This is a genomic window from Phenylobacterium sp. (genome assembly GCF_046291545.1).
In the GTDB taxonomy this organism is placed as follows: domain Bacteria; phylum Pseudomonadota; class Alphaproteobacteria; order Caulobacterales; family Caulobacteraceae; genus Phenylobacterium.
The window spans coordinates 91980-117829 of sequence record NZ_JBKBSM010000004.1 but is presented as its reverse complement, the minus strand read 5'-3'; the positions used below and the strand labels follow the sequence as shown (position 1 = coordinate 117829).

Here is a 25850-nt window from a genome sequence, read left to right as displayed (position 1 = left end):
AGCTCCCGGCGTGGTCAGGCCGCCTCTGCGGCCTGGCTGGCTTCCGGCACGATCAGCACGTCGCAGCGGGCCCCGAGCAGCAAGCGATCCGCCGCGCCCTGGCCGCCGAAACGTCCGGTCCGCTTCGCGCCGAGCACCACTAGGTCCGGCGCATGGCTGCGCACGTAGTCGGCTTCGAGCTCTTCCACCGAGCCGTATTCCACAAGCGCCGTCAGCGGCTCTCGGCCGCCCGCGCGGACCTGAAGCCGCTTGCGGAACTCGGCCAGATTTTCCAGCGCTTCCTCCCGCATCTCGTCCTGGTTCGCCGGTTCGCTGATGAACCCGGAGAACGGCACGCGATAGCCGTGCAGCAGCGTCAAAGTCGCATCCGGAAACAGGCGCATGGCCTCGGCGGCCGCGAGTTCGGAAGCCCTGGAGAAGTCCGTCGGCGCCATCATCCTGCGATAAGGGTCATGCGGCCTGCGTTTGACGACCAGCACCGGCGCGGGGGCGCGGCGCATCAGCGTCCTCGCCATTCGCCCGGGATCGTTGCGTCCCATCAGTTCATTGCGCGCCACGCCGGTCACGATGAGCCGCGCGCCGGACTGGGCGGCGGCGGCCATGACGACTTCGGCGGGATCGCCGGCGGCTACGTCCAGGGTCCAGTCGATGGCGTCGTCCTGGAACTCGGCCGCAAGATCGGCGCCGGCCTGCTCGATCAGGTGATGGCGCGCCGAGCGCCACGAGGGATCGTGGAAGTCGTCCTCCACCGCGATGACAAGGCGAAGACGGGCGCGCCAGGCCGCGGCCAGGGCGCGGGCCCTGTCCAGCGCCCTGTCGCATCGGCATCCCAGGTCGCTCGCCAGGACGATCTCCAGGTCTCCGGAGTTCGGCGGGAACTCGGCCATGGGCGGCTCCTTCGGTTGACGTGAGCAGCCTTCTTAGCACCCGCAGGCCCCGGGTGGGCCTTGACCCGCCTCAAATCGTACCGCCTAGAACCAGGCGCGCACCCCCACCGCGACGGCGGTGTCGTGGCGAGCTTCCCCCGCCCGACGGGCCAGATCGGCCGTTTCGCCGAACCTGCGGGTGTGGACGACGCCGACATAGGGCGCGAGTTCCCTGGCGAGGTGATAGCGCAGGCGCAGGCCGAGCTCGGCGTCCGTGACGCCTGCGCCGCGCTGCAGGTCCGGCGCGTCCTCGGCGGCCCAGTTGACCTCGGCGGCCGGCTGGAGAACCAGCCGCTGGGTGATGCGCAAGTCGTAGTCGCCCTCAAGGCGCGCCGTGACTTCACCGCGATCGGAGAGGAACACCGCCGCCGAGACGTCGAACCAGTAGGGCGCGACGCCTTCGACGCCCGCCGCCAGCCAGGTGCGCCTCGGCCGAGGCTGAAAGTCCTGACGAACGCCGAGCTGCAGGTCGAAATACGGGCTGACCGCGCGCGACAGCAACGCCTGGACCTCGGCCTCGCGCAGGTCGCCGTCGAAAGCCCCCTCGCCTTCGGTCTTGAGGGCCAGGCGATGGATGTCGCCCCCGATCCAGGCTTCGCCATTCCAGGCGTAGGCGTCCCCCTCCCCGCCCAGGCGGGCCTCGCCCCGGTCCAGGCGTACGCTCCAGGCCGATGCGCCGCCGTGCTCGCGGCGCAGCTGTGCGCGGGCCCGCGCCATCTCCTCGGACGGGAAGAAGGCGTCAGCCGCATGGTCGCGGGGCGGCTGCGGAACGCCGGAGGCCTCGGGCGCCGACGCAGGCAGACCGTGCATGGCGTGTGCGGCGTGCGGATCCGCCGGCGCCTGGGTGGGCCCGTGACCGGCGTGCGGATCGGCGGGCGCCGCTGGGGCGTGGCCGGAATGGTCGTGCTGCGCGAGGGCGGCGCCGCCGGAAGACAGCACGAGAAAGGCGCCTAGCATCAGAGGCTTCACCGGGCGTCTCCATCCATCGGGCGAACCGTCACCACGTTCATCATGCCGGCGTGCATGTGGTAGAGAAGGTGGCAGTGGAAGGCCCAGTCCCCCGGCGCGTCCGCCGTCAGGTCGAACGCCACCTTGCCCCCGGGGGCGACCGTCACCGTGTGCTTCCGCGGATGGCGGCCGGGACGCCCCGTGACCACTTCGAAGAAGTGACCGTGCAGGTGGATGGGATGGGCCATCATCGAGTCGTTGACGAGGATCACCCGCACACGTTCGTCGCGCCGGAACGGAATGGGTTTGGTGAGCGGCCCGAAGCTCTCGCCGTCGAAGCCCCACATGAACCGCTCCATGTTGCCGGTGAGGTGGATCTCCACCTCGCGAGCAGGCGGCCGGGGATCGGGATTGGGCTCCAGGGCGACGAGGTCCCGATAGACCAGGACCCGGTGATTGGCGTCCTGAAGCCCCTGCCCCGGCTCGCCTGTGCGGTCCGCGGGCATGGCGGCGAGCATCTGCACGCCGGGACCTCGCGGAATCTTCGCCTCGCCTGCGGCCGGGGCCGTCATGGCGGCGTGGCCCATGCCTGCGTGATCCATCCCCGAGTGGTCCATTCCCGAGTGGTCCATTCCCATGTCGCGCATGGTCAGCACTGGGCGTGATCGCAACGGCGGCGTGGCGGCGGCCATGCCGGGGCGCGGCGCAAGGGTGGCGCGGCCCAGGCCAGAGCGGTCTGCGGCCTCGGCCACCAGCGTATAGGCGCGGTCTTCCGGGGTTACCACAACGTCGTAGGTTTCGGCCGGAGATATTTGGAATTCTTCGATTTCGACCGGCTGAACGTTCTGCCCATCTGCCTGGACGACGGTAAGGGCGAGGCCCGGAATCCGCACGTTGAAGATCGTCATCGCCGCGGCGTTGATGATGCGCAGGCGCACCCGCTCCCCCGGCGCGAACAGGCCCGTCCAGTTGTCTGCGGGGCCGTGGCCGTTGACGAGATAGGTGTAGACCGCGCCGGTGACATCCAGGATGTCGGTCGGATCCATGCGCATGCCGGCCCAGGCGATGCGCTCGTCCAGGTCCTGGTCGCGGCCGGCCAGGAGCCCGGAGAGCGTCTGCTTTTGGCGGTTGAAGTAGCCGGGTTCGGCCTTGAGCTTCCGCATGATCTCGTGCGGATGCATGAAGGCGTAGTCGGAAAGAACGACGACGTGCTCGCGCTCGGCCGCCACCGGATCGGCCGACGCCGGCTCGATGATGATCGGGCCATAGTGGCCCTGCTGTTCCTGCAGGCCGGAATGGCTGTGGTACCAGTAGGTCCCCGCCTGCACGACGGGAAACTCGTAGACGAAGGTTTCCCCGGGCCGGATTCCGGGGAAGCTGAGGCCGGGAACGCCGTCCATCTGGTGGGGCACCAGGAGTCCGTGCCAGTGGATCGAGGTGTCCTCGTGCAGGCGATTGGTGACAGCGATCCGAGCCGCCTGACCCTGCTTCAGCCTGATCAGCGGGCCGGGCACGGAGCCGTTGACGGCGACGCCGTGGCCCGGCCGGCCATCGATGCGCACCGCAGCGTGGTCCACCGTCAACGCGATGTCGGGTCCGTTCAGCGCCTCGGCCGCGCCCCGCGTCCCGGCGCGGGCCCACGCCGGAAGCAGGCCCGATATCGCCGACGCGCCTCCGAGCGCCGAGGCCATGGCCAGCAACCGCCGCCGGTCGATGTCGTTCATGTCACGCGTCCCTACTCTTGCGCGGCCACTCATGCGGCTTCCCACGGCTGGAAGGTCAAGCGCGGATTCCGGCCTTGACCTTCCCATGATGGGAATCCCCATGTGAATGCGGCGACGATCGTCAGGAGGTTCGCCATGTCCACGCACAGCCTCGATATACCGGTACGGGGGATGACCTGCGCCGGTTGCGTGTCGCGGGTCGAGCGGGCCATCAAGGCCGTGCCGGGGGTGGCGGACGCCTCGGTCAACCTGGCGACCGAGCGGGCGCATGTGGAGTTCTCAGGTCATGGCGAGCCGCAAGCGGTCGTCGCGGCCATCCGCGGACTCGGCTACCGCGCCGACCTGCCTGACGTCGGCGCGCACCGCCACAGCGGCCATGATCACGGCGCCGAGACCGAAGCCGAGCGGGCGAAGGACATCCGCGCCCTAAAACGCGACACGGTCATCGCCGCCGCGGCGACCCTGCCGCTTCTGGCTGTGGAGATGGGCGGCCACCTGTCGCCGGGCGTGCATCACGCGGTGACGTCGGCCCTGGGCGAGACCGGGTGGCGCGTGGCCAGCTTTGTCCTGGCCGGCCTGGTGTTGTTCTGGCCCGGCCTGCGCTTCTTCCGCATCGGCGTTCCGAACCTGCTTAGGGGCGCGCCTGAGATGAACTCCCTGGTGGCGATGGGGGCAGGCGCGGCGTTCGCCTATTCCACCGCGGTGACGTTCGCGCCCGAGCTGTTCCCGGCCGCGGCGCGCCATGTCTATTTCGAGGCGGCCGCCGTGATCGCCACCCTGATCCTGGTGGGCCGCCTCATCGAGGCTCAGGCCCGCGGGCGCACGGGGGCGGCGATCCGCCGGCTGATGACCCTGCAGCCCCGCACCGCCCGGGTGGTGCGCGAGGCTGGCGAGCAGGATGTCGGGATCGACGACCTGCGAGCCGGCGACCTGATCGCCGTACGGCCTGGAGAGCGGGTGGCGGTGGACGGCCAGGTGGTGGAGGGGCGGTCGTTCATCGACGAGTCGATGATCACCGGCGAGCCGGTTCCGGTGGAGAAGGCGCCGGGCGCGCCGGTCACCGGCGGCACGCTCAACACGACCGGCGCGTTCCGCTTCCGCGCCGAAAAGGTCGGCTCGGACACCGTGCTGGCCCAAATTATCCGCATGGTGGAGCAGGCCCAAGCCGGCAAGCTGCCGGTTCAGGCCCTCGTGGACAAGGTCACGGGCTGGTTCGTGCCCGCAGTCATCGCCGCTGCGATCCTGACCTTCGGCACCTGGCTGGTCTTTGGCCCCGAGCCCGCGCTCACCTTCGCCCTGGTGAACGCCGTGGCGGTGCTGATCATCGCCTGCCCCTGCGCGATGGGCCTGGCCACGCCCACCTCGATCATGGCCGGGACCGGCCGGGCGGCGGAGCTTGGCGTGCTGTTCCGTCGGGGGGCGGCGCTCCAGGCCCTGCGAGACGTAAAGGTGGTGGCGTTCGACAAGACCGGCACGCTCACCGCGGGACGCCCTGCCCTGACCGACCTGCTGCCGGCCGACGGGTTCGAGGCCGGCGAGGCCCTGGCCCTGGCCGCCGCAGTCGAGGCGCGGTCGGAACACCCGATCGCCCGGGCCATCCTCGAGGCCGCCGAGGAACGGGGGCTGAAGCGGCTCGAGGCCGAGGGATTCGACGCCGTGGTCGGCGCCGGCGCCCGAGCTCGGGTCGGCGGCCGCCGCGTCGACATCGGCGGGGAGCGGTTCATGCGCGACCTAGGGGTCGACCTCGGTGCTCTTCTCGAGGCCGGCAAGGCGTGGGCGGATCAGGCCAGGACGCCCCTGTACCTGGCGGTGGACGGGCGGCCCGCCGCCGCCCTGGCGGTCGCCGACCCGATCAAGCCCACGGCGGGCCAAGCGCTGGAGTCGCTGCGCGCCCAGGGTCTGAAGATCGCCATGCTCACCGGCGACAACGCCGCCACCGCCCACGCGGTCGCCGGGCGCCTCGGGCTCGACGAGGTGGTCGCCGAGATCCTTCCAGCCGGAAAGGTCGAGGCGCTGGAGGACCTGCGCCGACGCTACGGAGCGGTGGCCTTCGTGGGCGACGGGGTCAACGACGCGCCGGCCCTCGCCGCCGCCGACGTCGGGGTCGCCATGGGCGCTGGCACGGATGTCGCGATCGAGAGCGCCGAGGTGGTGCTGATGCGCGACGATCCCCAGGCCGTCGCTACCGCGGTCGCCCTCAGTCGCTCGGTGATGCGGAACATCGCGCAGAACCTCGGCTGGGCTTTCGGCTACAACATCCTGCTCATACCGCTGGCCGCGGGGGCGCTCTATCCGGTCTTCGGGATTGCGCTGTCGCCGGTGTTCGCCGCGGGGGCGATGGCGCTCTCCAGCGTCAGCGTCGTCGGCAACGCCCTGCGCCTGCGGGCCTTCAAGCCGCCAATCGGGAGCGCCGCATGAACATCGGCCAGGCCGCCGCCGCGACCGGCGTCACCGCCAAGATGATCCGCTACTACGACGAGATCGGCCTGGTTCGACCCGCCGGGCGGAGCGAAGGCAACTATCGCGAATATGGGACGCGCGAGATCAACGAGCTCCGCTTCATCAAGCGCGCACGTGGCCTTGGGTTCTCCATCGCCGAGATCACGCATCTGTTGTCCCTTTGGCGGGACAGGAACCGTCCCAGCCGTGAGGTCAAGGCGATCGCCGACCGCCATCTGGCCGACCTTGACGCCCGGATCGCCGAGATGACGGCCATGGCCGACACCCTGCGCGAACTCTCCCGCTGCTGCGCCGGCGACGACCGGCCCGACTGTCCGATCCTGGCCGATCTGACCGGCGGCAAGGAGCCTGCGGGACCTGCCGTCAGGTGATCTTGGCGCGGCGGTCGACGGCGCCTAGGCTCGCTGAACAACGATAAGCTAGGGAGTTCAAGATGGCCGCCGCCCTGCCCAAGGCCTGCATCATCGGCGCCGGCTGCTCCGGGTTCACGACCGCCAAGCGGCTGAAGGATGTGGGCGTGCCGTACGACTGCTTCGAGATGTCCGACGAGATCGGCGGCAACTGGTACTACAAGAACCCCAACGGGATGTCGGCCTGCTACGAGAGCCTGCACATCGACACCTCCAAGTGGCGCCTGGCGTTCGAGGACTTTCCCGTGCCCGCGGACTGGCCGGACTTTCCGCACCACAGCCAACTCTTCGAGTACTTCAAGGCCTATGTGGATCACTTCGGGCTGCGCGAGACGATCACCTTCAACACTGTGGTCGAAAAGGCGCGCCGTACGAGCGAGGGCCTCTGGGAGGTCGCGCTCTCGAGCGGCGAGACCCGCACCTACGACGTGCTGTTCGTCTGCAACGGCCACCACTGGAGCCCGAGGATCCCCGAATACCCCGGCGAGTTCGACAACCCGGCCTTCCACAGCCATGCCTACCGCACCCCTTTCGACCCGGTGGACATGCGCGGCAAGAACGTGGTCGTCGTCGGCATGGGCAACTCGGCGATGGACATTGCGTCCGAACTCTCCCAGCGGCCGATCGCCAAGAACCTGTGGGTGTCCGCCCGCCGCGGCGTCTGGGTGCTGCCCAAGTACATGAACGGCCGACCAGCCGACAAATCCGCCATGCCGGCCTGGATGCCGCGCAAGCTGGGGCAAAGACTGGCCCGCAGCGCCATCAAGAAAGCCATCGGCAACATGGAGGACTACGGCCTGCCCAAACCTGACCACGAGCCGCTGGAGGCCCACCCCTCGGTCAGCGGCGAGTTCCTGACACGGGCGGGCTGCGGCGACGTGAAGTTCAAGCCCGCCATCAAGGCGCTGGAGGGCACGCGCGTGCGCTTCGCCGACGACAGCGTCGAGGACGTCGACGCGATCATCTTCGCCACCGGCTACGACATGCGTTTTCCGTTCTTCGACGACCCGGCGCTGGTTCCGGACGAGGAACATCGGCTGCCGCTCTTCAAGCGGATGATGAATCCGGACGTGCCGAACCTCTTCTACATGGCGCTGGCTCAGCCGCTGCCGACGCTGGTGAACTTCGCCGAGCAGCAGTCCAAGCTGGCGGCGGCCTACCTCACCGGCCGGTACCGGCCGCCCTCGCCGGAGGAAATGCGCCGGGTGATCGCCGAGGATGAAGAGATCCACCTTGGCCACTACTACAAGGCCAAGCGGCATACGATCCAGGTGGACTTCAACCTCTACTGCGCCGACCTGATGAAGGAGATCGCGGCAGGTGAGAAGCGGGCGCGCGCCGCCGAATACGCCCTGCCGACGCCGGCTCGCGCCGTCGCGACGGCCTAGGCCGGCGGCAACTTCAGTTCGCCCTGGGCGATACGCCGCAGGGTCTCGACGAAGAAGGCCGGTTCGAGGGCGGTGATGCGGGCTTCCAGGCTGTCGACGGTCTCGCCGGGCTCCAGCGGCACGGCGCGGGCGGCCACGATCGGCCCCCGGTCGTACTCTTCGTCGACCAGATGGATGGCGATCCCGCTTTCCGCCGCCCCGGAGGCGATCACCGCCTCGTGCACCCGCCGGCCGTACATCCCCTCCCCGCCGAAGCGGGGCAGCGGGCCTGGATGGATGTTGAGCACCCGGTTGCGGTAGCGGGCGAGGGTCGCGGGGCCGAGCCGCCGCAGGTATCCCGACAGCACCACGAGTTCGACTCCGGCGGCCTCCAGGGCCCGCACCAGCGCCTGGTCCGCCGCCGCCGGATCGCTGCGCGTCGGAATGCACGCGTGCGCCAGGCCCTTCTCCGCAGCGAAGGTCAGGGCCGCGGCGGTGCTGTTGTTGCTGATGACGATGCGCGGATCGACGTCCAGCCGGCCGAGCCTGGCGGCGTCTACGATGGCGCGCAGGCTCGAGCCGTTGCGCGAGGCCAGGAACCCCAGGCGAAGGGGGCGCGAAGCATGGGTGTTCAAGCGGGAAGCTCGTGTTCGAAGCGAAGTCCGTCGACGGCCGGCTCCACGCCGGGAGGCAGCTTGGCGGCCAGCTCGGCGTAGTCCAGGTCGATGTGCATGTTGGTCAGGATCGCCCGCCGGGGTCTGGCCCGTGCGATCCACTCCAGGGCCTTGTCCACGTGGGCGTGGGTGGGATGCGCCCGCCAGCGCAGGGCGTCCACGATCCAGACGTCCAGGTTCTCGAGGGCGGCGAAGGCCGCATCGTCGAGGTCGACGACGTCGCTGGAGTAGGCCACCCCGCCGAAGCGGTAGCCGACCGAGCGGACGCCGCCGTGGTCCTGGTCGAACGTCGTCACCGGGATGGCGCCGGAGGGACCATCGATGCTCCAGGCTTGCCCGTGCTCCGGCAGCCGGTGATGGGCGCAGATCGCCGGATAGCCGCCCTCGGCCTCGAAGATGTAGCCGAAGCGGCGCATGAGCGAGGCTTCCGTCGCCTCGTCGGACCACAGGGGAATGCGCGCGCGCTGGCGGATGAAGAAGGCGCGCACGTCGTCGATCCCGTGGATCTGGTCGGCATGGTCGTGGGTGAGCAGCACCGCGTCGAGCCGCGCGACGCCCGCCGAGGCGGCCTGCAGCCGAAAGTCCGGCGAAGTGTCGACGATGATGGTGGTCTCCGCGTCCGGCGACGCGCCCCGGCGCCGCACGAGCATCGAGCAGCGCGAGCGAAAGTTCCGGGGATCGGCGGGGTCGCACGCTCCCCAGTCGCCGTCGGCCCGAGGCACGCCGCCCGAGGAGCCGCAGCCCAGGATCGTCACCTCCAGGGTCCCGGTCATGGGCGCGGTATCCGGTCGAAGAGGTCGAAGAAGGCCTGCTGCGTGCGGCCCTCGGCCTCCGAGAGGCTCCAGCCGCGCAGCTCTGCGAGCTTGGCCAGAACGTGCGGCAGGTAGGCCGGCTCGTTGCGCCGGCCGCGATAGGGCACGGGCGCCAGGTAGGGGCAGTCGGTCTCCACGATGATCCGGTCGGCAGGCATGTCCCGGATGATCGCCCGTACATCCTCCGCCGTGCGGAAGGTCGCGATGCCGGACACCGAGAACCAGGCGCCAAGAGCGGCGGCGCGGGCGGCCAGTTCCGCCCCGGAGGTGTAGCAGTGCATCAGCATGCGAAAGGGTGCGCGGGCGTACTCCTCCTCCAGGATGTCGCCCATCACCTCGTCGGCCTCGCGGGTGTGGACCACCAGCGGCAGGCCCATGCGCCGTGCGGCCTCCACATGGGCGCGGAAGACCTTCGCCTGCACGTCCCTGGGGCTGAGGTCATAGTGAAAGTCGAGGCCGGTCTCCCCAATTCCGACGACCTTCGGATCGCCAGCCAGTGCGCACAAGGTCTCGGGCGTAAGCGCAGGATCTTCCTTGGCTTCATGCGGATGCGTTCCGACGGTGCACCAGATGTCGGCGGCTTCGGCCACTGCGCGCACGGCGGGGAAGTTGGAGACCCGGTCGCAGATGTTGACCATCAGTTCGACGCCCGCTTCACGGGCGCGGTGGATCACCTCGTCCCGATCCGCGTCGAACTGGTGCGCGTGGAGATTGACGTGGCTGTCGATCAGCATGGCGGCGGGGAGCTTCAGGCGCGCGCGGCGAGGCGCAACTCGGACAAGGCGGTGAAGAAGGCGTCGGCGCGATCGAGATTGACGGCTTCCACCTCGCGGGGCAGGCGCTGCAGCGTCTCCCACGCCGCGGCCCAGCGATCAAGCGCTCCGGCGCCTTCCCGCGCGTGCTCGGCCAGCTGCTGGTGCAGGCGGTCGGCCAGGCGTTCGAACAGGAGGTTGAACTGGGCCTGGCCCTCGCCACCGCGAAAACGGTCCGCGAGCGCCAGGGCCGCGGCCTCGTCGAGCCTCGGCAGATCCTGCAGGATCTGTCGGGCCGCATCGTCGATCGCGACGGCCTGGGCGCCCGCCAGGGTGAGGGCCCGTCCCGGCGCGCCCCCGCTCATTCGCGCCAGCCGCAGGGAGTCCTCGACGGTCACACCGGTGCGCGCGCGCACGAAGTCGCTGGTGACGTCCTCCGGCAGGGGATGGAAGCCGAGCCGGCGGCAACGGGACCTGATCGTCGGCAGCAGCCGCCCCGGGGAATGGGAGATGAGCAGCAGCACGCCCCGCGGCGGCGGCTCCTCCAGCGTCTTCAGCACCGCGTTCGCGGCGTTGACGTTCAGGTCGTCGGCCGCGTCGATGATCGCCACGCGGTGCGCGGCGACGGCCGGCGACTTGGAGAAAAACTCCGACAGCCCGCGGGCTTCGTCGACCGGGATCACCTTGCGCGCCTTGCCGTCCTCGCCGATGCGCTCGAGCACCATCAGATCGGGGTGGGACCGGGCGATGATCTGGCGGCAGACCGGATGGGCGGGATCAGCGCCGAGGGCGCCCTCCCCGGCCGGCGGAGCGCCCAGGAGCCGGCGGGCTGCACGATAGGCGAAGGTGGCCTTGCCCACGCCCTCCGGGCCGTTCAGCAGCCAGGCGTGATGCAGGCGCCCCCGGCCGCGGGCGTCCTCGAAGGCGATCTGAGCGCCATCGTGCCCCATCAGCTCGAAGGTCTCGCGCGGGTGCGCGATGGCGGCGCGCTCAGCCATCGGGATTCGCCCCGACCGCGGCCTGGATCGCCGCGGACACCGTGTCGAGATCCGCCGCGGCGTCGATGACCACGCAACGGTCGGGCTCGGCCCGGGCGATCGCCAGGAACGCCTGGCGCAGGCGCTCGTGGAACGCCGCGCCCTTGGATTCAAAGCGGGTCTCGCCGCCGGCGCGGGCGCCGGCGCGCTGAAGCCCGACCGCGACCGGCAGGTCGAGGATGAGGGTCAGGTCGGGGCGGACCCCCTCCAGCACATGATCCTCCAGGGCCGCGATCAGGACGGCGTTGGTTCCGCCGGCCGCACCCTGGTAGGCCCGCGTCGAATCGGCGAAGCGGTCGCAGACCACCCAGGCGCCCCGTTCGAGCGCCGGGCGAATGACGCGCTCGATATGGTCGCGCCGCGCCGCGTACATCAGAAGCGTCTCGGTGACCGGGGACCAGCGGTCCGCCGCGCCGTTCACCAACAGGTTGCGGATGGCCTCAGCGCCGGGAGAGCCGCCCGGCTCGCGCGTGGCGACGACCTCGTGGCCCTCGGCCTTCAGCCGATCGACCAGCAGGCGAAGCTGGGTGGATTTTCCCGCCCCCTCTCCGCCCTCGAAAGTGATGAACCGCCCGCGCGCCACGGGCTCAAATTGGCCCGTTCGGCGGCGATGTCCAGAGGCGGCGCCCGCGTCAGAACGGCCGGATCACCTGGGCGTCCGAAAAGCCATAGCCGGCGAGCTGGTCGCGAAGGGCGAAGGCCGCGCTCTCGTCGCCGGAGGCCAGCACGATCACCCGGTAGATTGAGCCGCCGTCGCGATCGACCCGTTCGATCTCCGCCGCCGCGCCCGCGCGGTTCAGGATCTGGACCGCGCGCTCCGCATTGGCCGATTGGCTGAACGCCCCGGCCTGGATGCGGAAGCCGCTCCCCGAGGCCGGCGCGATGAGGCCGAGCGGAGCGGAGGGCGCCAGCCGCGCGACCTGCGGGTCCGGCGGATTGATCGGCGGCGGCGCCGAGACGAGCGGCTCGAGCGCGGCCGTGGCCACCGCGGCAGGCGCCGGCGCGGTCCAGGTGACGTCGCCCTCCTCGCCGCGGGCCTCGTCGGCGCCGACCGGCGGGAGCGGCGCCTGGGCCACGCTCACCGTCGCCGTCGCCGGCGCCGTGGGGGCGGGCTGCGCGGGCGGGGGTGAGGCGGGCGGCGGCGGGGCCGCAGCGATCCGGTAGTCCCCGAGGGGAGCGGGTCCCACGTAGCGAACCCGGACCTTGGCCAGGCCCTGGCGGTCGAATCCGAGTTCGCGAGCGGCCGCGTGCGACATGTCGATCACCCGGCCGCCGACGAAGGGGCCGCGGTCGTTCACCCGCACCCGCAGCGAGCGGCCGTTCTCAAGATTGGTCACCTCCACGATGCTGGGCAGGGGCAGCGTCGGGTGGGCCGCGGACAGGGCGTTCTTGTCGAACACCTCGCCGTTGGCGGTGCGCTTCATGTGGAATTGGTCGCCGTACCACGAGGCGACGCCCCGCACGTCGTAGTTCTTGTCCTCGCGGGGCACGTACCAGATGCCGCCGACCTGATAGGGCTTGCCCACCTTGTAGGTTCCCCCGGCGCCCGAGGGCATGCCGGCGTGGCCTGCATCGGGCGTGCGCGCCGAGTATCGTGGCTGCGGGGTGGCGCAGGCGGCGAGCGTAGCGGCGGCCAGCGCCAGCAAAGCGAGGCTGCGACAGGCGCTGAGCGAGCGTGCGAACGCGGGCATGTCAGCCCCTCCCCCGGAACGGCGTGCGTGAAACCGCCATCATGGTGAACAGAAGGTTTGGAGCCGGTTAAGCCGGATGGTTAACCGCCGGTCCTCCGGCCCGCCCGCCTGCCCTGTGGAGCGGCGCGCGCGGCCCTGCTATAGCCGCCGATCCGGACGGGTGGCCGAGTGGTTTAAGGCAGCGGTCTTGAAAACCGCCGTGGGTTCACGCCCACCGTGGGTTCGAATCCCACCCCGTCCGCCACCCGCGCGCGTTTCCCTTGCCAGCCGGCCGCTCCAGCGTAGGGTGAGGCGACGGGGCGTCGCCCAGGCGAGACTGGGGCGCTGAGGGGAAGCGGCGCTTCGGGGACTGGCTGCAGATGACGATCTATCTGGCGGCGCTTCTGATCGGGGTGATCGCGGGACTGCGCACAATGACCGCGCCGGCAGCCGTCAGCGCCTCGGCGGCGCTCGGGTGGATGTCGCTGGCCGGCACGCCCCTCGCCTTCCTCGGCCTGAAGATCACCGCCTATGTGCTGGTGGTGCTCGCCTTGGTCGAACTGGTGGCGGACCAGCTGCGTAGGACCCCAAGCCGCAAGTCCGCGCTGCCGTTCGGCGCCCGCATCGCCTCCGGCGCCCTGTCCGGAGCCGCCTTGGGCGCCACCGGGGGCGCCCTGGCCGGCGGGGCCATCGCAGGCGCCGCCGGGGCGGTCGTCGGCACGCTCGGGGGCTATGAAGCCCGCACCCGGTTGACGGCGGCGGCCGGAGGGCGCGACCGCCCGATCGCCCTTCTGGAAGACGTAGTCGCGATCGGGGGGGCGATCCTGCTGGTGGCCCCGCTCTCCTGAACCGCGCACGGCAGACGCGCGGGCCCTCATCGTGTAGAGGGGCGGCTCCTGCCCTTAGACGGTGACCAATGAACATGGACATGGCGGTCCTGCGGGCCCACGCCCACCAGGTGCTCGACGATGCGACGATCCCGGAACTGCCGGGCGCCTACCACGGCAAGGTTCGCGACAACTACGACCTGCCGGACGGGCGGCGGATCATCATCGCCACCGACCGCCTCAGCGCCTTCGACCGGATCCTGGCGGCCATCCCGTTCAAGGGGCAGGTGCTGACGCAGACGGCCCGCTTCTGGTTCGAGGCGACGGCCGACATCTGCCCCAACCACGTGCTGGACTACCCCGACCCGAACGTCGTCGTCGGCCGCCGGCTCGACATTCTGCCCGTGGAGATCGTGGTCCGCGGCTATCTCGCCGGAACGACCGCCACCTCGATCCTGACGATGTACCGAAGGGGCGAGCGCGAGATGTACGGCGTGCGCCTGCCCGACGGCCTGAAGCCCAACGAACGGTTGCCGGAGGCGATCATCACGCCGACGACCAAGGCGTTCGACGGCGGCCACGACGAGCCGCTGTCCCCTGTCCAGATCATCGATCAGGGCCTGCTCACCCCTGAACAGTGGAAGACCCTGTCGCACTACGCCCTGGCCCTGTTCGCCAGAGGTCAGGCCATGGCCGCCGAACGGGGGCTGATCCTGGCCGACACCAAGTACGAGTTCGGCGTAGACAAGGACGGGCGCATCCTGCTGGCTGACGAAATCCACACCCCCGATTCCAGCCGCTACTGGATCGCCGCGAGCTACGCCGAGCGCTTTGCGGCGGGCGAAAGGCCGGAGAGCTTCGACAAGGACTTCGTGCGCAACTGGGTGGCCGAGCGCTGCGACCCCTACAAGGACCCCATCCCGCCGATCCCCGCCGACCTGATCCTGGAGACCGCCGGGGTCTATGTGCGCGCCTTCGAGATGATCACCGGCCAGGCCTTCGCGCCGCCCTCGCCGGACGAGCCCATCCTGGAGCGCGTCCGGCGCAACCTGGCGCCCTACTTTTCGGGCTGAGCCCTACTTCTTCACCCAGGCGCCCTCGGGCATCTTGTAGTACTCGCCCGGCGCGATCTTGGCCTCGACGAGCGTCTTGAAGGCCGAGACGCCGGCCGCTTCGGGGGTGACGTTGTTGCGCGCGGCCGCCTGGCGATAGAGCTGGGCGCGTCCGGCGTTGATCTCGGCGACGGCGGCCTTGAGCGCGGGGTCCGACACGCTGGTGACGAAGCCGAGATAGCCGTCGTACTGCTCGCCGACCTCTCCGCGGGTCTTGGCGGCGTCCACAAGGGCCTTGGACTGGGCCGGATCAGCGGCGGCGGTCCCGGCCAGGGCCAGGGCGCCGATCGCGCCGGCCAGCATGGCGGTGAGGGTGTTCCTGGTCATCAGCAGGGTCCTTAGAACAGGTTTGGGTTCTGCTGGATCAGCGCCTTGACGTCCTCGTCGAGGCGCACGCGCACGTCGGCGTCCAGCTTGGCGTAGATGGTGATCGGCTGCACATCGAGCTTGATGGTGTGGGTGCATCCCGCAAGCGTCACGCCCGCGCCGCCTGCGGCCAGGCCCACGCCCAGCGATCTCCGCGTCAAATTCATCTGCCTCGCCCTTCCATGGGGGTGGATGTGTCGGTTGTCGCGCCTCAGGGCTGAACGGCGCCTGAACCGGCCCGTTGAGTCTCGGCGAAGTCCTTGAGGAGTTGATCCAGGTTGAGCGTGGTGTCGAGGGTCAAGTTGACCTTGGTGTGCGACGGCAGCGGCAGGCGGCGCTGCAGCAGGTCCTTGCGAAGCAGGTCGCCGATTCCGAGTTCCAGGCTCTGCTCCTGCGGCGGCTCGTGCGCTCCCTGGATCTTGAACAGCACGCCAAGACGGCCCTCTGGCAGGCTGTTGACCTCGGCCGAAAGGCTCTCGAACGCGAGGTTCTCAAGCGCCTGGAAGGCGAACTCCGTAACCGTGTTGGTCTCCTGGGGCGCTGCGAGGGCGGCCGCCGGCCCGTCGGCGACCGCCGCCTCGCCGCCCTCGGCCGCCACGTTGCTCAGAGCCTCGCGGCGGATCGACAGGCGGCCAGGCTGAACGGCGTGCAATTGGCCTTCTATGAAGCGAACGCCTTCGGGGCCCAGCACGAACGGCAGGCGCCCGCTGACCTTGGCGTCCAGGGACACCCGGTCGGCGAACGGCGAACGGGCGACGAGGTCCGACAGCTGCACGCCCTCGACCAGCACCACGCCTTCAAAGGCCGCGCCGCTCAGGGGCGCGGTCAGGGGCTCCAGTTCCAGTCGCCCGCCCCCCACTTCCAGCGAGCCGGCCTGGACCTTGAGGAGTTCGTCGACGAGCTGGAAGTCGAGGGCGACGTGGGTCAGAGGCGCGAGGCTCTCCACCGATTCGACGCGCAGTTGCTGGCCTGGAGCGGTCTCGAGGGGAACCAGGCTCGTGAACCGGATCGTTCCCGACAAGCCGACGACGGGGCCGGCCGCGCTGCGGAAGGCCAGCGAGGGCACCTTAAGGACGCCAGAACTGCTCAGGGTTTCCCCCGACCACTCCATGCCGCCCTCGAAGCGCGCCCGGCCATCGACCGGCGGGCCCAGCGCCGAGGCCATCGGCGACAGGTCGCCGGGCTGCAGCGCGCCCTGGGCGAACACGAGCTCTCCGGTGTCGAGAACGACGCCGCCGCGCTGGGCGCGCATGTCGTGCTCCAGGCGGGCGACGCCCAGAGCGCGGCCGGCGCTGTCGGACAGGTCGAAACGGCCCGTCCAGCGCTCGCCGGCGAGGCTAGCGTTCCCCGCCGCCTGCACGGGTTGAAAGCGCGTCTCGGACGCCGTGTCGATCAGCCGGGCCTGGGCGACCTGCGTGGTCAGCTTCAAGTCCTGCCCGGCGCCGTCCGCGGCCAGCCGTGCGGCGGCCTCCTCGATCCGGGTCTCCAGGAACGGCGCCTCGGCGCGGAGGCCGTCAAGCCTCGCGCGGGCTCGCCAGCGGCCCTGGTCCAGTGAGAACAGCGGCCCCTCCCCGGCGCAGATGCGCCCCTCCACGCCGGTGATGTCGGTCTCGCCGAGTTCGATTCGCGAGACTCGCGCCGGATGGCAGCCGGCCTGAACGAAGCTGACGGCGCCGCCCTGAACCGCCAGCGTCCCAGAGGTCGCAACGATCGCCTCTCGCATCGGCCCGAACGACCCGTCGGCGTTCGCCGCCACGGCCGCGTCGAGACCTTCCTCCGTCAGGGTGTAGCGGCCGACGGCGAGGTCGACCTCAGGCGCTTCGCCGCCGGTCAGGTGAAGCCGGAACGCGCCGGATCCGTCACCGTAGAGCGGCTCGCCGGCCTTGGCCGAGAGCACGGCCCGCACGCCGTTTCGGCCTCTCGCCTGGATGGGCGCGGGCAATCCGACGCGAAGGGTTTGCGGGCCGGCGGCGATGGCGACGGCCGGGGCGCTGAGGGCGAAGTCAGCGGCCGCCCGCTTGAGAGCGGCGAGTTCGGCCGCGTCCTGGGCCGCGGGCGCGCCGAGCGCGCTCCAGCCGCCACGCAGCCCGCCGGACGCGGCGCCCTGGACCCGCCAGTCCTTGGCCGACCAGCGGACCTGGCCGGCGAACCCCGCGTCGAGTTCGGACGCATGCGCGTCAGGCGCCCTGACCTCGCCGGCCCGCAGACTCGCGCGGATCGGTCCGGCCAGCGCCAGCGTATCGGCCCAGCCGGTGGCGCGCCCCTCGAACCGGGCGGTGAGCGCAGCCTCGCCCGCCTCGCTGCGCCCTGAGCGCAAGGTCTGCGCGGACGCGGCCAGGGTGGCGGTCACTCCCCCGTCTCCCCGCTTCCCCTCGAAGTCGGGATAGGGCGCAAGACCCGCCAGCGAGAGGTCAACCCGTTCCGCCGCGCCGGCGTCCGCCGCCACCGCCGGCGCGCGCAAGCGCAGGCTGATGGCGATGCGATCGCCCGTGGTCCGCAGCGAGAGGGCGCCGGCGGCGATCTGCGACTTCACGCCCTCGCCGCTCAGCTCTGTGGGGCCGAGCCGCGCGTCCAGCGACATCAGCTTGGCGTCGGCGATGCGGGCGTCGGCCTGAAGGGCCAGGAGGCCGTAGTCGGTCTCCACGCGTGCGCGCCCGCCCTCGACCAGGATAAGGGGCTTGGTCGCATCCGGTTCGGGTGGCCGCCTGCGGAATTCGTCGACGATCGGATCGAGGGAACCCAGGCTGAGGACGCCGTTGCGCAGGCTGGCGCGAACGACGGGCCTCACGAGCCGCACGGAACTGACATCCACCCCCAGCGGGCGCGCCGACCAGAAGCCCCGCGCCGAATAGACGACCTCCACCCGCTCGACGCTGAGCTCCGGCGCCTCGGGCGGCCCCACCCGGATGGACGCGGTGACGCCGTCCACCTCGAAGCGCTCGACGTCCACATCGGCGCGCACCCCGCGGGACTCCAGCCACCCGACCAGCACTTCGCGCGCAATGATGCGGCGAGCCAGGTAGATGGCGACCACCATGACAGCGAGAATCGCCAGCGCGCCGACGAGCACGCGCAGGAGTCCGAGGCGCCGTACTGCGGGAGCGCCCGGCGAGCTCTTGGATGGGTCGTTCAACTTGTGCCTGCCGGCGCCATGACTCAGCTCTTAACGCACGAGCCGCAGGCCGAGACCAGCCCCTGCGTCGGTCCGGCGTCAGGCGATCCGGGTCTGCTGGTGCGGCGGCGCCTCGGCTGCGGCCGCCTGCCTGGCCTCGATGATGGCCTCGATCAGGCTGGACGCCCGGATGGGCTTTGACAGGTGGCGGTCGGCGCCGGCCTCGAGGCTCGCCCGAACGTGTTCGTCGAGGGCGTTGGCCGTCAGCATGATCACCGGGGTGCGGGGCAGCCCCCGCGCCGCCTCGATGCGGCGCAGCTCCGCGGTCGCCGCGAGCCCGTCGAGCTCGGGCATCTGCATGTCCATCAGGACGATGTCGAACGGCTCGACCGCGAGACGGTCCAGCGCCTGACGGCCGTTCTCGACGATCTCCGGCTCGACCCCGATGGACTGCAGGATCAGCTGGACCACCTTCTGGTTGGTGGGGTGGTCCTCGGCGAGCAGGACGCGCAGGCCTGCGGCGTCGATGGCCGGGCCCTGGTCGGTGTCGCGGGCCGGCTTGGCCTCCTCCCCGCGTTGGAGAGGAAGGCGGACGATGAACTCCGACCCCTCGTTGGGGCGCGAGGTCACCTGGATTGTCCCGCCCATCAACTCGATCAGCGAGCGGCTGATCGCCAGTCCCAGCCCCGTGCCGCCGAAGCGCCGGCGTATTGAGGCGTCGGCCTGCTCGAAACGGCGGAACAGCCGCGCCTTGACCGCGTCATCGAAGCCGATGCCGGTGTCGCTCACGGCGATGCGGACGCCCTCGCCGTCGCCCTGCACGGCCAGGCGCACCACGCCAGCCTCGGTGAACTTCACCGCATTGCTCAACAGGTTCGAAAGCACCTGCGTCAGGCGCACGGCGTCGCCGACGAACGCCCCCTCGGCGTCCGGCTCGACACGCCATTCCAGGGCCAGTCCCTTGGCCTCGGCCGCCGCCCGGTGCAGTTCGGCGATACGCTCGACGAGCGCGGCCATGTCGAACTCGTCGCGGCTGAGGGTGATTTCTCCAGCCTCGATCTTCGAGAAGTCCAGAATGTCGGTGAGCACGCGTTCCAGGAGCCGGCCAGACGAGGCGATCAGCTCGGCGAGTTCGCGGCCTCGCGTCGTCGCCTGTTCGCGCGCCAGGGTTTCGGAAATGGCGATCACCCCATTGAGCGGGGTTCTCAACTCGTGGCTCATATTGGCGAGGAAGCGGGATTTCTCGGCGTTGGCGCGCTCGAGTTCCGCGGTCCGCTCATGCACCCGGTCTTCCAGGGAGGCCATGACGGTCTCGACTTTCTCGCGCTCGGTGCGAAGCGCCGTGGCCAGCACCCCGATCTCGTCCTGGCGCTGCTCGATGTCGATCACGTCGGGGCGCTGCTCTGCGCCAAACCGCTCCGGCTCGCAGGTCGCCGCCAGCCGTTGCACCGGCGCGACGATCGCCCGCCGGGCCATGCCCATGACCAGCATCGCCTGCACGATGCACGCAAGGACGCCCAGGATCAGGACCCAGGAGGCCGAACGCGCCGCCGAGGCTGCGACGGCCGCCCGCGGGTAGCTCATCAGGAGGTACCAGTTGGGCCCCTCAAGGCGACCGTAGGCGATGATGTCCTTGCCGCCGCGCGCCTGCACCACCCCGTACGGCTTCCGCTCCGCCGCGATCTGCCGCACCACGTGCTGAAGGTCCAGGCGGCGCTCCAACTCGGCGATCGTCGCCTCCGCCGGACCGCTCCTGGAGAGCCTGCCAGGAGCGCCGATGCCTGGATAGGCGATCAGTTGGCCCTTGTCCGTGACGATCAGGCTGGACGCCCCCGGCAGGGGGTTCTGCACGGCGTCGAGAAAGAAGCCGGAAAGCTCGATCGTCGAGCCGAATGAGCCAATGTAGCGCCCCTGAACATAGGCCGGGGTGATGCAGCCGGTGGCCAGGCGCTCGCCGACGTTGTCCTGCACGAGGCGCTGGAGATTGGTGCAGCGGGTCCGGCGGGTCGGGTCGTTCTGCGGCAAGGTGAGCTGGGCCATCTCCTCCTTGCTCACGTCCAGTTCCGGCGGCGCGTGCTGACGGTAGAACATCAGCCGATCCGGGCGGTCTGGTCCGAACATCACCAGCCGGGTGGCGGGGGTGAAGAAATAGAAGTTGTCATAGTCATGCCACGCCGCCTGGCCGAAGCTGGACACGAGGGGGAACGCGGCGACGAGCGCCTTGAGCTCGTGCATCGGGGTCTGCTCGGCGCGGCCGATGAACGCCCCCATGCCATAGGTGAAACCGCCGCCCGGCTCCTTGCGGCCGTCGAAGTATTCGGGCCGGCTGCGGCGCGTGCCGTCGGAGCGCATCGGGAAGTACTGATCCGCCAGGGCGCGGGCCTCGGCGTCGGACAGGTGTGCGACACGACGCTCAAGCTCAATCGCCGCACGCCGGTGAAGCGCGCTCAGGTTGGAGAACCGGCGGTCAACGTTGCGGCTGCGCTCGCGCACGTACTCGCCGAGATAGGCGATCTGCCGTTTGGACAGTTCCTGCTGGAAGACCACGAAGGCGCCCACCGAGGCGAGCACGGTCACCGCCAGGGACATCAGGCCGACGCCAAAAAGGAACCTTCTGGAGAGGGATTTCATCGGTCGGCCACGCCCAAGTCTTTGGCGATCCTAGAAAACCATCCTTGAGGAGGGGTTACGGAGGCCCGCATTCGGGTGCGGCAGGATGTCAAGCACGGGAGCCTCGTCCATAGTGGCGGCTGTGTATCGAGGAGCCGCTCATGTCCGTGACCGACACTGCGCTTGAAGACCTGATGCGCCTGTCGGGCCGCATTCGGCCGTCATGGCTGAGGGTGGAATCCGGCGCCAACGCGCTGAAGACCGCCGCTTTCGCAGAGGAAGCCGCCGCGGCCGCCCTGGGCGCCATCGGCGTTGAGGCGGCGGACCTGTGGACCCAGCGCACCGGTGAGGCGCAGGAGGTCCGCGTCGCCACCCGGGAAGCGGCCGCGGCCCTCGTCAGCTTCGCGCACCAGAGCTTCGCCGACCCGACCCGCGCGCCGCCGATGCGCCCCGACGACGCGGGAGGCGGCCGCGGCACTCCGGCCATGGGCTTCTTCCAGGCCTCCGACGGCGAATGGGTGTTCCTGCACCCGAGCTTCCCCGATAGCGCCGCCAGGCTGCACGCCCTGCTCGGATCGCCCGCCGACCGGGACGCCGTGGCCGCCGAGGTCCGGCGCTGGACCGGCCAGGGCCTGGAGGATGCGATCGCCGAAGCGGGGCTTTGCGGCGCCCGCGCGCGGCGGGCCGCCGAATGGGGCCAGACCGAACAGGGCCGGCTGCTGGCAGCCCAGCCGGTGATCGAGATCGTGCGGATCGGCGACAGCCCGCCGGAGCCGTTTCCGGCGGGCGGCGCGGCGCCCCTGCACGGCCTGCGCGTTCTGGATCTAACCCGGGTGCTCGCCGGCCCGACGTGCGCGCGCACCCTCGCTCAGCACGGGGCGGACACGCTCTACGTCTCCTCTCCCAATCTGCCGTCGACCGAATGGTTCGTCTCGGACACCAATCCCGGCAAACGGGCGACGTTCCTGGACCTGCGTGATCCCCGGGATCACGCACGCTTGCTCGAGCTTGTGCGGGACGCCGATGTGTTCAGCCAGGGCTACCGCGCCGGCGGCATGGATCGGCTGGGTCTTGGCCCGCTGGATCTCGCCCGCGTCCGTCCAGGCCTCGTCTATGTGGCGATCAACGCCTACGGCCATGAAGGGCCGTGGCGCGGGCGTCCCGGCTGGGAGCAGTTGGCGCAGACCGTCAGCGGCATGGCGTGGTCCCACGGCGACGACGTGTTCGGCGGCGAGCGCGGCCCCCAGCTGCAGCCCGGCGCCGTCACCGACTACACGACGGGGTTCCTGGCCGCGCTCGGCGCAATGATCGCGTTGGGGCGCCGGGCGCGCTTCGGCGGGAGCTATCTGGTGCGGGTGTCGCTGACACGGACGGCCATGTGGGTGCAGGGCCTTGGCCGCGCGCCCGCCAGGCTCGAGCACGCCGAGCCCCTCTCGTCGGAGGAGCTCTCCGCCTGGATGATCGAGGTCCCGCAGACCGGGTTCGGACCGATGCGCCGGCTTCGCCCGCCGCTGCAGATGTCGCGCACGCCGCCCGGCTGGTCCCTGCCCGTCTCGCGCCTCGGCGCCCATCCGCCGACCTGGATTCCCGAGGGAGCGGTCCTTGAAGCCGCATCGCCAATCTGACCGGAATGGCCTAAGCGGCGGATATGAGCGACGACGAGATCCTGGTGGACGCCCGCGGCCACCGCTGCCCTGTTCCCACCCTGCGCCTGAGGCGCGCGCTGGAGGCCGCCCGGCCGGGCGCGCGGGTGCGGCTCCTGGCGGACGATCCGCTGGCGCGCATCGACGTGCCGCACTTCGCCGGCGGGATCGGCGCGGAGATCCTCGAACAGGGCGCCGAGGGGGCGCTGCTCACCTTCCTGATCGCGAAACCAGCCTAGGCTTCTGAGGCGCCGCCGCCTCCGGCTCGGCCGGGACCGCCGCCGGGCGCCGCGCGGCGTTCAGCGCCAGTTCGATCTCGGTCGCCAAGGCGCCTCCGAAGAAGACTGCGTTCACGTTCCAGGACAGCCAGATCAGGAACACCACGACGGCGGAGACCGAGCCGTAGGTGGCGCCAAGGTGGGCGATCTGTTCGACATAGAAGGCGCTGGCCCAGGATGCGCCCAGGCACATAAAGGCCGCACAGACGCCGCCGGCTATGGAGGCGCGCCACGCCACCGGCGAGCTCGACATGGCGAAGCGGTAGATGAGGCTCATCGCCAGGGTCAGGCTGGCGCTTGTCCAGGTCCACTCGCTGTAGAGCCAGGAGACGCCCGCCAGGGGACGAAGATCGAAAGTCGCCGCGATCAGCCGCAGGCCGAGGAACAGGGCCGAGGCCAGGGACACCAGGGCGAAGGCGGCCACCAGCACCCCAAGGGCCAGGAGATTGAAACCTACGAATCCGCGCGGACGCACCTCGTCGTGAATGAACGAGAGGCCCGCGAGCAGGGCCTTGAAGCCGCGAAAGGCGGCGTAGCCCCCGATCACCAGGGCGACGCCGCTCTGCGCGGAAACCGCCTGGGTGGGCGCGTGCGCCAGGCGGGTCAGTTCGCCTTCAAAAAGCGACTGCGCCCCGGCGGGCATGAGCCGGGTCACGGCCTCGGCCTCCGCGGTCGCGTGGGCCGGGTTGGCCAGGAGACTGTAGACCCCGATCAGGATCGCCAGCGCAGGAAACACCGCCAGCATAATGAAGAACGAGACGCCGCCCACGTAGAGCATGACATCGCGACCCCACAGACGCGCGAGCGCCTTGCCGAGGATCTGCAGGGCGCGGCGCAGCCAGTGCGTCGGGTCCCAGTCTACTTCGCTCAGTCGCTGGCGAATCCGCGGGCTCAGCATTGCAGGACCCTGGGCAACTCGCGTCCGAGACGCAAGCTTGGACTCCAAATGGACGCGGCGCGCCACCCGGAACGGGCGACGCGCCGCCGATGGGCGTGCCAGTCCATCGAGCCGACCGTCGCTTCGAGGGACGGGAGATCGCAACGATCAGCCTGCACGCAGGATCGCTTCCCGCGCCTGAACCCCGGCTGAACGCGCCTGTCAGGTCGCGGCTCAGGCCGTCGCGGGAGCGGCCAGGGCGCCGGAGGCCTGCAGGCTCTCGATGTCGGCCTTCGAGAAACCCCACTCGGTGAGGGCGTCGACGTCGTGCGCGCCGATCGCCGGCGGCGGTCCCTGAATTCTGCCCGGCGTGGCCGAGAACCGGGGCGCCGGCGCCGGCTGAACCACGCCCGCGACCTCCACGAAGGTCTCCCTGGCCACGTTGTGCGGGTGGCGCGGCGCCTCGTCGAGGTCGAGCACCGGGGCGAAGCAGACGTCGGTCGCTCCCATGATCTCGGTCCACTCGGCCTGGGTCTTGGTGGCGATCACCTCGGCCAGCTTGGTGCGAAGGCTGTCCCACTGCCCCCGATCCATCTGGGCGGCGAAGGCCGGATCCTTGATGCCCGTCTTCTCCAGCAACAGGGCGTAAAACTGAGGTTCAATCGAGCCGATCGAGACCCACTTGCCGTCCTTGCACTGGTAGGTGTCGTAGAAGTGGGCGCCGCCGTCGAGCATGTTGGCGCGGCGCTCCTCCTTCCACATCCCCGACGCTTTGAAGCCGTAGAACATGGCCATCAAGGACGCCGCCCCGTCGCTCATGGCGCAATCGACGACCTGTCCCTTGCCCGTCTCACGGGCCTGGATCACCCCCGCCAGCAGGCCGAACGCCAGGTAGAGGGCGCCGCCGCCGAAATCGCCCACCAGGTTCAAGGGCGGCACAGGTTTGTCCTTGGTTCCGATCGCGTGCAGCGCGCCGGTGATGGCGATGTAGTTCATGTCGTGTCCGGCCGCCTGGGCGTACGGGCCGAACTGGCCCCAGCCGGTCATGCGCCCGTAGACGAGCTTGGGATTGCGCTTAAGCGCCACCTCGGGGCCCAGCCCCAGCCGCTCCATTACGCCCGGTCGAAACCCCTCGAAGACCGCGTCGGCCTTCTCCATGAGCTTCAGGCAGGTCTCCACCGAGGCGGGATTCTTCAGGTCCAGCGCCACCGACCGCCGGCCCCGGCTGGTGATGTCGGCGGGCGAACCGCGGCCGCCGCCCTTGCGGTCGATGCGGACCACGTCGGCCCCCAGATCGGACAGCAGCATGCCGCAGAACGGCCCCGGGCCGATGCCCGCGAACTCCACGACCTTCAGCCCGCTCAACGGTCCCTGGCGCATGCTCTTCCTCCCGGACTCCAACGATGTAGATGCATCTAACGGGCCTGACGCCCGGTCAGCCAAGCCTCTCAGCCAAGCCTCACGGGAGCGACTGGCCGTCGTCGATGGTGATCAGCGTGCCGGTGATGGCCCGCGCGGCGGGACCCGCCAGCATCAGGAGGGCGGCGTCCAGGTCGCTTGCTTCGGCCAGCCGGCGGCGCGGAAAGCCCTTCAACTGCTTCTGCCCCCCTTCGGTCCTGAACCAGTCGGCGTTGATGTCGGTCTCGATGTAGCCGGGACAGATGGCGTTCACGGCGATCTGGGGCCGCGCCCACTCGCGGGCCAACACCTTTGTCAGCATGCCGACCGCCGCCTTGGAGGCGCAGTAGGCGCCCAGGCCGCCCTTGGGCTCGAAGGTGTGGATCGAGGCGATGTTGATGATCCGCGCCTCGCCGCGCTCTGCGACGCCCGAGGCCATCATGCGGCGGGCGGCCTCGCGGGCGCAGAGGAAGACGCCGCGCACATTGACGTTGAAGGTCTGGTCCCAGTCCTCGACCGAAATGTCCAAGGCCAGGCCCTGGCCGCCGACACCGGCGTTGTTGACGAGGATCGCCAGGGGGCCGAGTTCAGCCTCGATCCGGTCCATGGCCGGACCGATCGCTTGGGGGTCGGCCACGTCGAGGGACAGCGCGAGCGCCTTTCCGCCTGCGGCGCGGATCGCCTCGGCCCGCGCCTCGACCATCGCCACCCGCCGCGCCGCCAGAGCCACCGTCGCACCCTCCGCCGCCAACCGCTCGGCGAAATGCGCGCCCAGGCCGCCCGATGCGCCGGTCACCAGCGCCACCCGCCCCGCCAGAGTCTGATCCATCCCCGCCTATCGACCTCC

The 25850-nt window shown here is 70.5% G+C and carries 23 protein-coding genes and 1 tRNA gene; 8 read left to right on the top strand and 16 right to left on the bottom strand.

Features of this window, described 5'->3' with window-relative positions; all coding sequences use genetic code 11:
* Nucleotides 1-14: 14 nt before the first annotated feature.
* The 3 genes from ACK4YQ_RS11680 to ACK4YQ_RS11670 form a co-directional block, all read right to left on the bottom strand.
* Complete coding sequence (locus tag ACK4YQ_RS11680; protein WP_409611558.1) at nucleotides 15-887, bottom strand: universal stress protein; 873 nt, start codon at nucleotides 885-887, stop codon at nucleotides 15-17.
* An 84-nt stretch (nucleotides 888-971) separates the two neighbouring features.
* On the bottom strand, nucleotides 972-1895 hold the full coding sequence (locus ACK4YQ_RS11675; RefSeq protein ID WP_409611556.1) for a copper resistance protein B: 924 nt from the start codon (nucleotides 1893-1895) through the stop codon (nucleotides 972-974).
* Complete coding sequence (locus tag ACK4YQ_RS11670) at nucleotides 1892-3598, bottom strand: copper resistance system multicopper oxidase (RefSeq protein ID WP_409611554.1); 1707 nt, start codon at nucleotides 3596-3598, stop codon at nucleotides 1892-1894. Before ACK4YQ_RS11670 ends, ACK4YQ_RS11675 begins: the two co-directional genes overlap by 4 nt.
* Nucleotides 3599-3733: 135 nt before the next feature.
* Between ACK4YQ_RS11670 and ACK4YQ_RS11665 the strand changes: the two genes are divergently transcribed.
* The 3 genes from ACK4YQ_RS11665 to ACK4YQ_RS11655 all read left to right on the top strand — a co-directional run bounded on the left by ACK4YQ_RS11665 (nucleotide 3734) and on the right by ACK4YQ_RS11655 (nucleotide 7856).
* Nucleotides 3734-6016, top strand: a complete 2283-nt coding sequence (locus tag ACK4YQ_RS11665; protein ID WP_409611552.1) for a heavy metal translocating P-type ATPase — start codon at nucleotides 3734-3736, stop codon at nucleotides 6014-6016.
* Entirely contained in the window at nucleotides 6013-6429 is a 417-nt protein-coding gene (gene cueR, locus ACK4YQ_RS11660; protein WP_409611550.1) for a Cu(I)-responsive transcriptional regulator, read from the top strand. The genes ACK4YQ_RS11665 and cueR overlap by 4 nt, the downstream gene beginning before the upstream one ends.
* A 62-nt stretch (nucleotides 6430-6491) precedes the next feature.
* Nucleotides 6492-7856 carry a flavin-containing monooxygenase gene (locus ACK4YQ_RS11655; RefSeq protein ID WP_409611548.1) on the top strand — a complete coding sequence of 455 codons (1365 nt, stop codon included), beginning with the start codon at nucleotides 6492-6494 and terminating at the stop codon, nucleotides 7854-7856.
* Here ACK4YQ_RS11655 and ACK4YQ_RS11650 read toward each other — a convergent pair.
* Genes ACK4YQ_RS11650 through ACK4YQ_RS11625 form a run of 6 tightly spaced genes read right to left on the bottom strand, consistent with a single transcriptional unit; the run spans nucleotide 7853 to nucleotide 12801 of the window.
* The gene (locus ACK4YQ_RS11650) at nucleotides 7853-8470 is read right to left on the bottom strand and encodes a phosphoribosylglycinamide formyltransferase (protein ID WP_409611546.1); all 618 of its coding nucleotides are present in this window, start codon (nucleotides 8468-8470) and stop codon (nucleotides 7853-7855) included. The two genes, ACK4YQ_RS11655 and ACK4YQ_RS11650, sit on opposite strands and share 4 nt — an antisense overlap.
* Nucleotides 8467-9282 carry an MBL fold metallo-hydrolase gene (locus ACK4YQ_RS11645; protein WP_409611544.1) on the bottom strand — a complete coding sequence of 272 codons (816 nt, stop codon included), beginning with the start codon at nucleotides 9280-9282 and terminating at the stop codon, nucleotides 8467-8469. The genes ACK4YQ_RS11650 and ACK4YQ_RS11645 overlap by 4 nt, the downstream gene beginning before the upstream one ends.
* Nucleotides 9279-10055 (bottom strand): TatD family hydrolase, encoded by a 777-nt coding sequence (locus ACK4YQ_RS11640; protein ID WP_409611542.1) that lies wholly within the window; start codon nucleotides 10053-10055, stop codon nucleotides 9279-9281. The genes ACK4YQ_RS11645 and ACK4YQ_RS11640 overlap by 4 nt, the downstream gene beginning before the upstream one ends.
* 14 nt (nucleotides 10056-10069) lie before the next feature.
* Nucleotides 10070-11071, bottom strand: coding sequence for a DNA polymerase III subunit delta' (locus ACK4YQ_RS11635; RefSeq protein WP_409611540.1), 1002 nt, complete (start codon nucleotides 11069-11071; stop codon nucleotides 10070-10072).
* The gene (tmk, locus tag ACK4YQ_RS11630) at nucleotides 11064-11693 is read right to left on the bottom strand and encodes a dTMP kinase (protein WP_409611538.1); all 630 of its coding nucleotides are present in this window, start codon (nucleotides 11691-11693) and stop codon (nucleotides 11064-11066) included. Before tmk ends, ACK4YQ_RS11635 begins: the two co-directional genes overlap by 8 nt.
* A 49-nt stretch (nucleotides 11694-11742) precedes the next feature.
* Nucleotides 11743-12801 (bottom strand): septal ring lytic transglycosylase RlpA family protein, encoded by a 1059-nt coding sequence (locus tag ACK4YQ_RS11625; RefSeq protein WP_409611536.1) that lies wholly within the window; start codon nucleotides 12799-12801, stop codon nucleotides 11743-11745.
* A gap of 154 nt (nucleotides 12802-12955) precedes the next feature.
* On the opposite strand from ACK4YQ_RS11625, the gene ACK4YQ_RS11620 reads away from it, so the two are divergent.
* From ACK4YQ_RS11620 to ACK4YQ_RS11610, 3 genes are all read left to right on the top strand, one after another.
* A tRNA-Ser gene (locus tag ACK4YQ_RS11620) sits at nucleotides 12956-13045 on the top strand.
* Between the two features lie 115 nt (nucleotides 13046-13160).
* Nucleotides 13161-13628 (top strand): DUF4126 domain-containing protein, encoded by a 468-nt coding sequence (locus ACK4YQ_RS11615; RefSeq protein WP_409611534.1) that lies wholly within the window; start codon nucleotides 13161-13163, stop codon nucleotides 13626-13628.
* A gap of 74 nt (nucleotides 13629-13702) precedes the next feature.
* Nucleotides 13703-14680, top strand: a complete 978-nt coding sequence (locus ACK4YQ_RS11610) for a phosphoribosylaminoimidazolesuccinocarboxamide synthase (protein WP_409611751.1) — start codon at nucleotides 13703-13705, stop codon at nucleotides 14678-14680.
* A 3-nt stretch (nucleotides 14681-14683) separates the two neighbouring features.
* Here the strand turns inward: ACK4YQ_RS11610 and ACK4YQ_RS11605 are convergent, their stop codons facing one another.
* The 4 genes from ACK4YQ_RS11605 to ACK4YQ_RS11590 form a co-directional block, all read right to left on the bottom strand.
* Nucleotides 14684-15046, bottom strand: a complete 363-nt coding sequence (locus ACK4YQ_RS11605; RefSeq protein ID WP_409611532.1) for a YdbL family protein — start codon at nucleotides 15044-15046, stop codon at nucleotides 14684-14686.
* An 11-nt stretch (nucleotides 15047-15057) separates the two neighbouring features.
* Nucleotides 15058-15252 (bottom strand): YnbE family lipoprotein, encoded by a 195-nt coding sequence (locus ACK4YQ_RS11600; protein WP_409611530.1) that lies wholly within the window; start codon nucleotides 15250-15252, stop codon nucleotides 15058-15060.
* Nucleotides 15253-15296: 44 nt separating this feature from the next.
* A complete protein-coding gene (locus tag ACK4YQ_RS11595; RefSeq protein ID WP_409611528.1) occupies nucleotides 15297-18155 on the bottom strand; it encodes a YdbH domain-containing protein in 2859 nt (952 codons plus the stop codon).
* Between the two features lie 141 nt (nucleotides 18156-18296).
* Nucleotides 18297-20786 (bottom strand): ATP-binding protein, encoded by a 2490-nt coding sequence (locus ACK4YQ_RS11590; protein ID WP_409611526.1) that lies wholly within the window; start codon nucleotides 20784-20786, stop codon nucleotides 18297-18299.
* A 182-nt stretch (nucleotides 20787-20968) separates the two neighbouring features.
* On the opposite strand from ACK4YQ_RS11590, the gene ACK4YQ_RS11585 reads away from it, so the two are divergent.
* Nucleotides 20969-22432 (top strand): CoA transferase, encoded by a 1464-nt coding sequence (locus tag ACK4YQ_RS11585; protein WP_409611524.1) that lies wholly within the window; start codon nucleotides 20969-20971, stop codon nucleotides 22430-22432.
* Nucleotides 22433-22455: 23 nt separating this feature from the next.
* Nucleotides 22456-22689, top strand: a complete 234-nt coding sequence (locus ACK4YQ_RS11580; protein ID WP_409611522.1) for a sulfurtransferase TusA family protein — start codon at nucleotides 22456-22458, stop codon at nucleotides 22687-22689.
* Here ACK4YQ_RS11580 and ACK4YQ_RS11575 read toward each other — a convergent pair.
* The 3 genes from ACK4YQ_RS11575 to ACK4YQ_RS11565 form a co-directional block, all read right to left on the bottom strand.
* The gene (locus ACK4YQ_RS11575; RefSeq protein ID WP_409611520.1) at nucleotides 22661-23626 is read right to left on the bottom strand and encodes a YihY/virulence factor BrkB family protein; all 966 of its coding nucleotides are present in this window, start codon (nucleotides 23624-23626) and stop codon (nucleotides 22661-22663) included. The genes ACK4YQ_RS11580 and ACK4YQ_RS11575 overlap by 29 nt on opposite strands.
* A 213-nt stretch (nucleotides 23627-23839) precedes the next feature.
* A complete protein-coding gene (locus ACK4YQ_RS11570; protein ID WP_409611518.1) occupies nucleotides 23840-24985 on the bottom strand; it encodes a CaiB/BaiF CoA transferase family protein in 1146 nt (381 codons plus the stop codon).
* 79 nt (nucleotides 24986-25064) lie between these two features.
* Nucleotides 25065-25832 carry an SDR family NAD(P)-dependent oxidoreductase gene (locus ACK4YQ_RS11565; RefSeq protein WP_409611516.1) on the bottom strand — a complete coding sequence of 256 codons (768 nt, stop codon included), beginning with the start codon at nucleotides 25830-25832 and terminating at the stop codon, nucleotides 25065-25067.
* Nucleotides 25833-25850: the final 18 nt, after the last annotated feature.

Coding starts and splice junctions, on each gene's coding strand:
- ACK4YQ_RS11680 (WP_409611558.1), bottom strand. CDS start 887: ATGGCCGAGTTCCCGCCGAACTCCGGAGACCTGGAGATCGTCCTGGCG.
- ACK4YQ_RS11670 (WP_409611554.1), bottom strand. CDS start 3,598: ATGAACGACATCGACCGGCGGCGGTTGCTGGCCATGGCCTCGGCGCTC.
- ACK4YQ_RS11665 (WP_409611552.1), top strand. CDS start 3,734: ATGTCCACGCACAGCCTCGATATACCGGTACGGGGGATGACCTGCGCC.
- cueR (WP_409611550.1), top strand. CDS start 6,013: ATGAACATCGGCCAGGCCGCCGCCGCGACCGGCGTCACCGCCAAGATG.
- ACK4YQ_RS11655 (WP_409611548.1), top strand. CDS start 6,492: ATGGCCGCCGCCCTGCCCAAGGCCTGCATCATCGGCGCCGGCTGCTCC.
- ACK4YQ_RS11645 (WP_409611544.1), bottom strand. CDS start 9,282: ATGACCGGGACCCTGGAGGTGACGATCCTGGGCTGCGGCTCCTCGGGC.
- ACK4YQ_RS11640 (WP_409611542.1), bottom strand. CDS start 10,055: ATGCTGATCGACAGCCACGTCAATCTCCACGCGCACCAGTTCGACGCG.
- ACK4YQ_RS11635 (WP_409611540.1), bottom strand. CDS start 11,071: ATGGCTGAGCGCGCCGCCATCGCGCACCCGCGCGAGACCTTCGAGCTG.
- ACK4YQ_RS11625 (WP_409611536.1), bottom strand. CDS start 12,801: ATGCCCGCGTTCGCACGCTCGCTCAGCGCCTGTCGCAGCCTCGCTTTG.
- ACK4YQ_RS11615 (WP_409611534.1), top strand. CDS start 13,161: ATGACGATCTATCTGGCGGCGCTTCTGATCGGGGTGATCGCGGGACTG.
- ACK4YQ_RS11610 (WP_409611751.1), top strand. CDS start 13,703: ATGGACATGGCGGTCCTGCGGGCCCACGCCCACCAGGTGCTCGACGAT.
- ACK4YQ_RS11605 (WP_409611532.1), bottom strand. CDS start 15,046: ATGACCAGGAACACCCTCACCGCCATGCTGGCCGGCGCGATCGGCGCC.
- ACK4YQ_RS11600 (WP_409611530.1), bottom strand. CDS start 15,252: ATGAATTTGACGCGGAGATCGCTGGGCGTGGGCCTGGCCGCAGGCGGC.
- ACK4YQ_RS11590 (WP_409611526.1), bottom strand. CDS start 20,786: ATGTCCCTGGCGGTGACCGTGCTCGCCTCGGTGGGCGCCTTCGTGGTC.
- ACK4YQ_RS11585 (WP_409611524.1), top strand. CDS start 20,969: ATGTCCGTGACCGACACTGCGCTTGAAGACCTGATGCGCCTGTCGGGC.
- ACK4YQ_RS11580 (WP_409611522.1), top strand. CDS start 22,456: ATGAGCGACGACGAGATCCTGGTGGACGCCCGCGGCCACCGCTGCCCT.
- ACK4YQ_RS11575 (WP_409611520.1), bottom strand. CDS start 23,626: ATGCTGAGCCCGCGGATTCGCCAGCGACTGAGCGAAGTAGACTGGGAC.
- ACK4YQ_RS11570 (WP_409611518.1), bottom strand. CDS start 24,985: ATGCGCCAGGGACCGTTGAGCGGGCTGAAGGTCGTGGAGTTCGCGGGC.
- ACK4YQ_RS11565 (WP_409611516.1), bottom strand. CDS start 25,832: ATGGATCAGACTCTGGCGGGGCGGGTGGCGCTGGTGACCGGCGCATCG.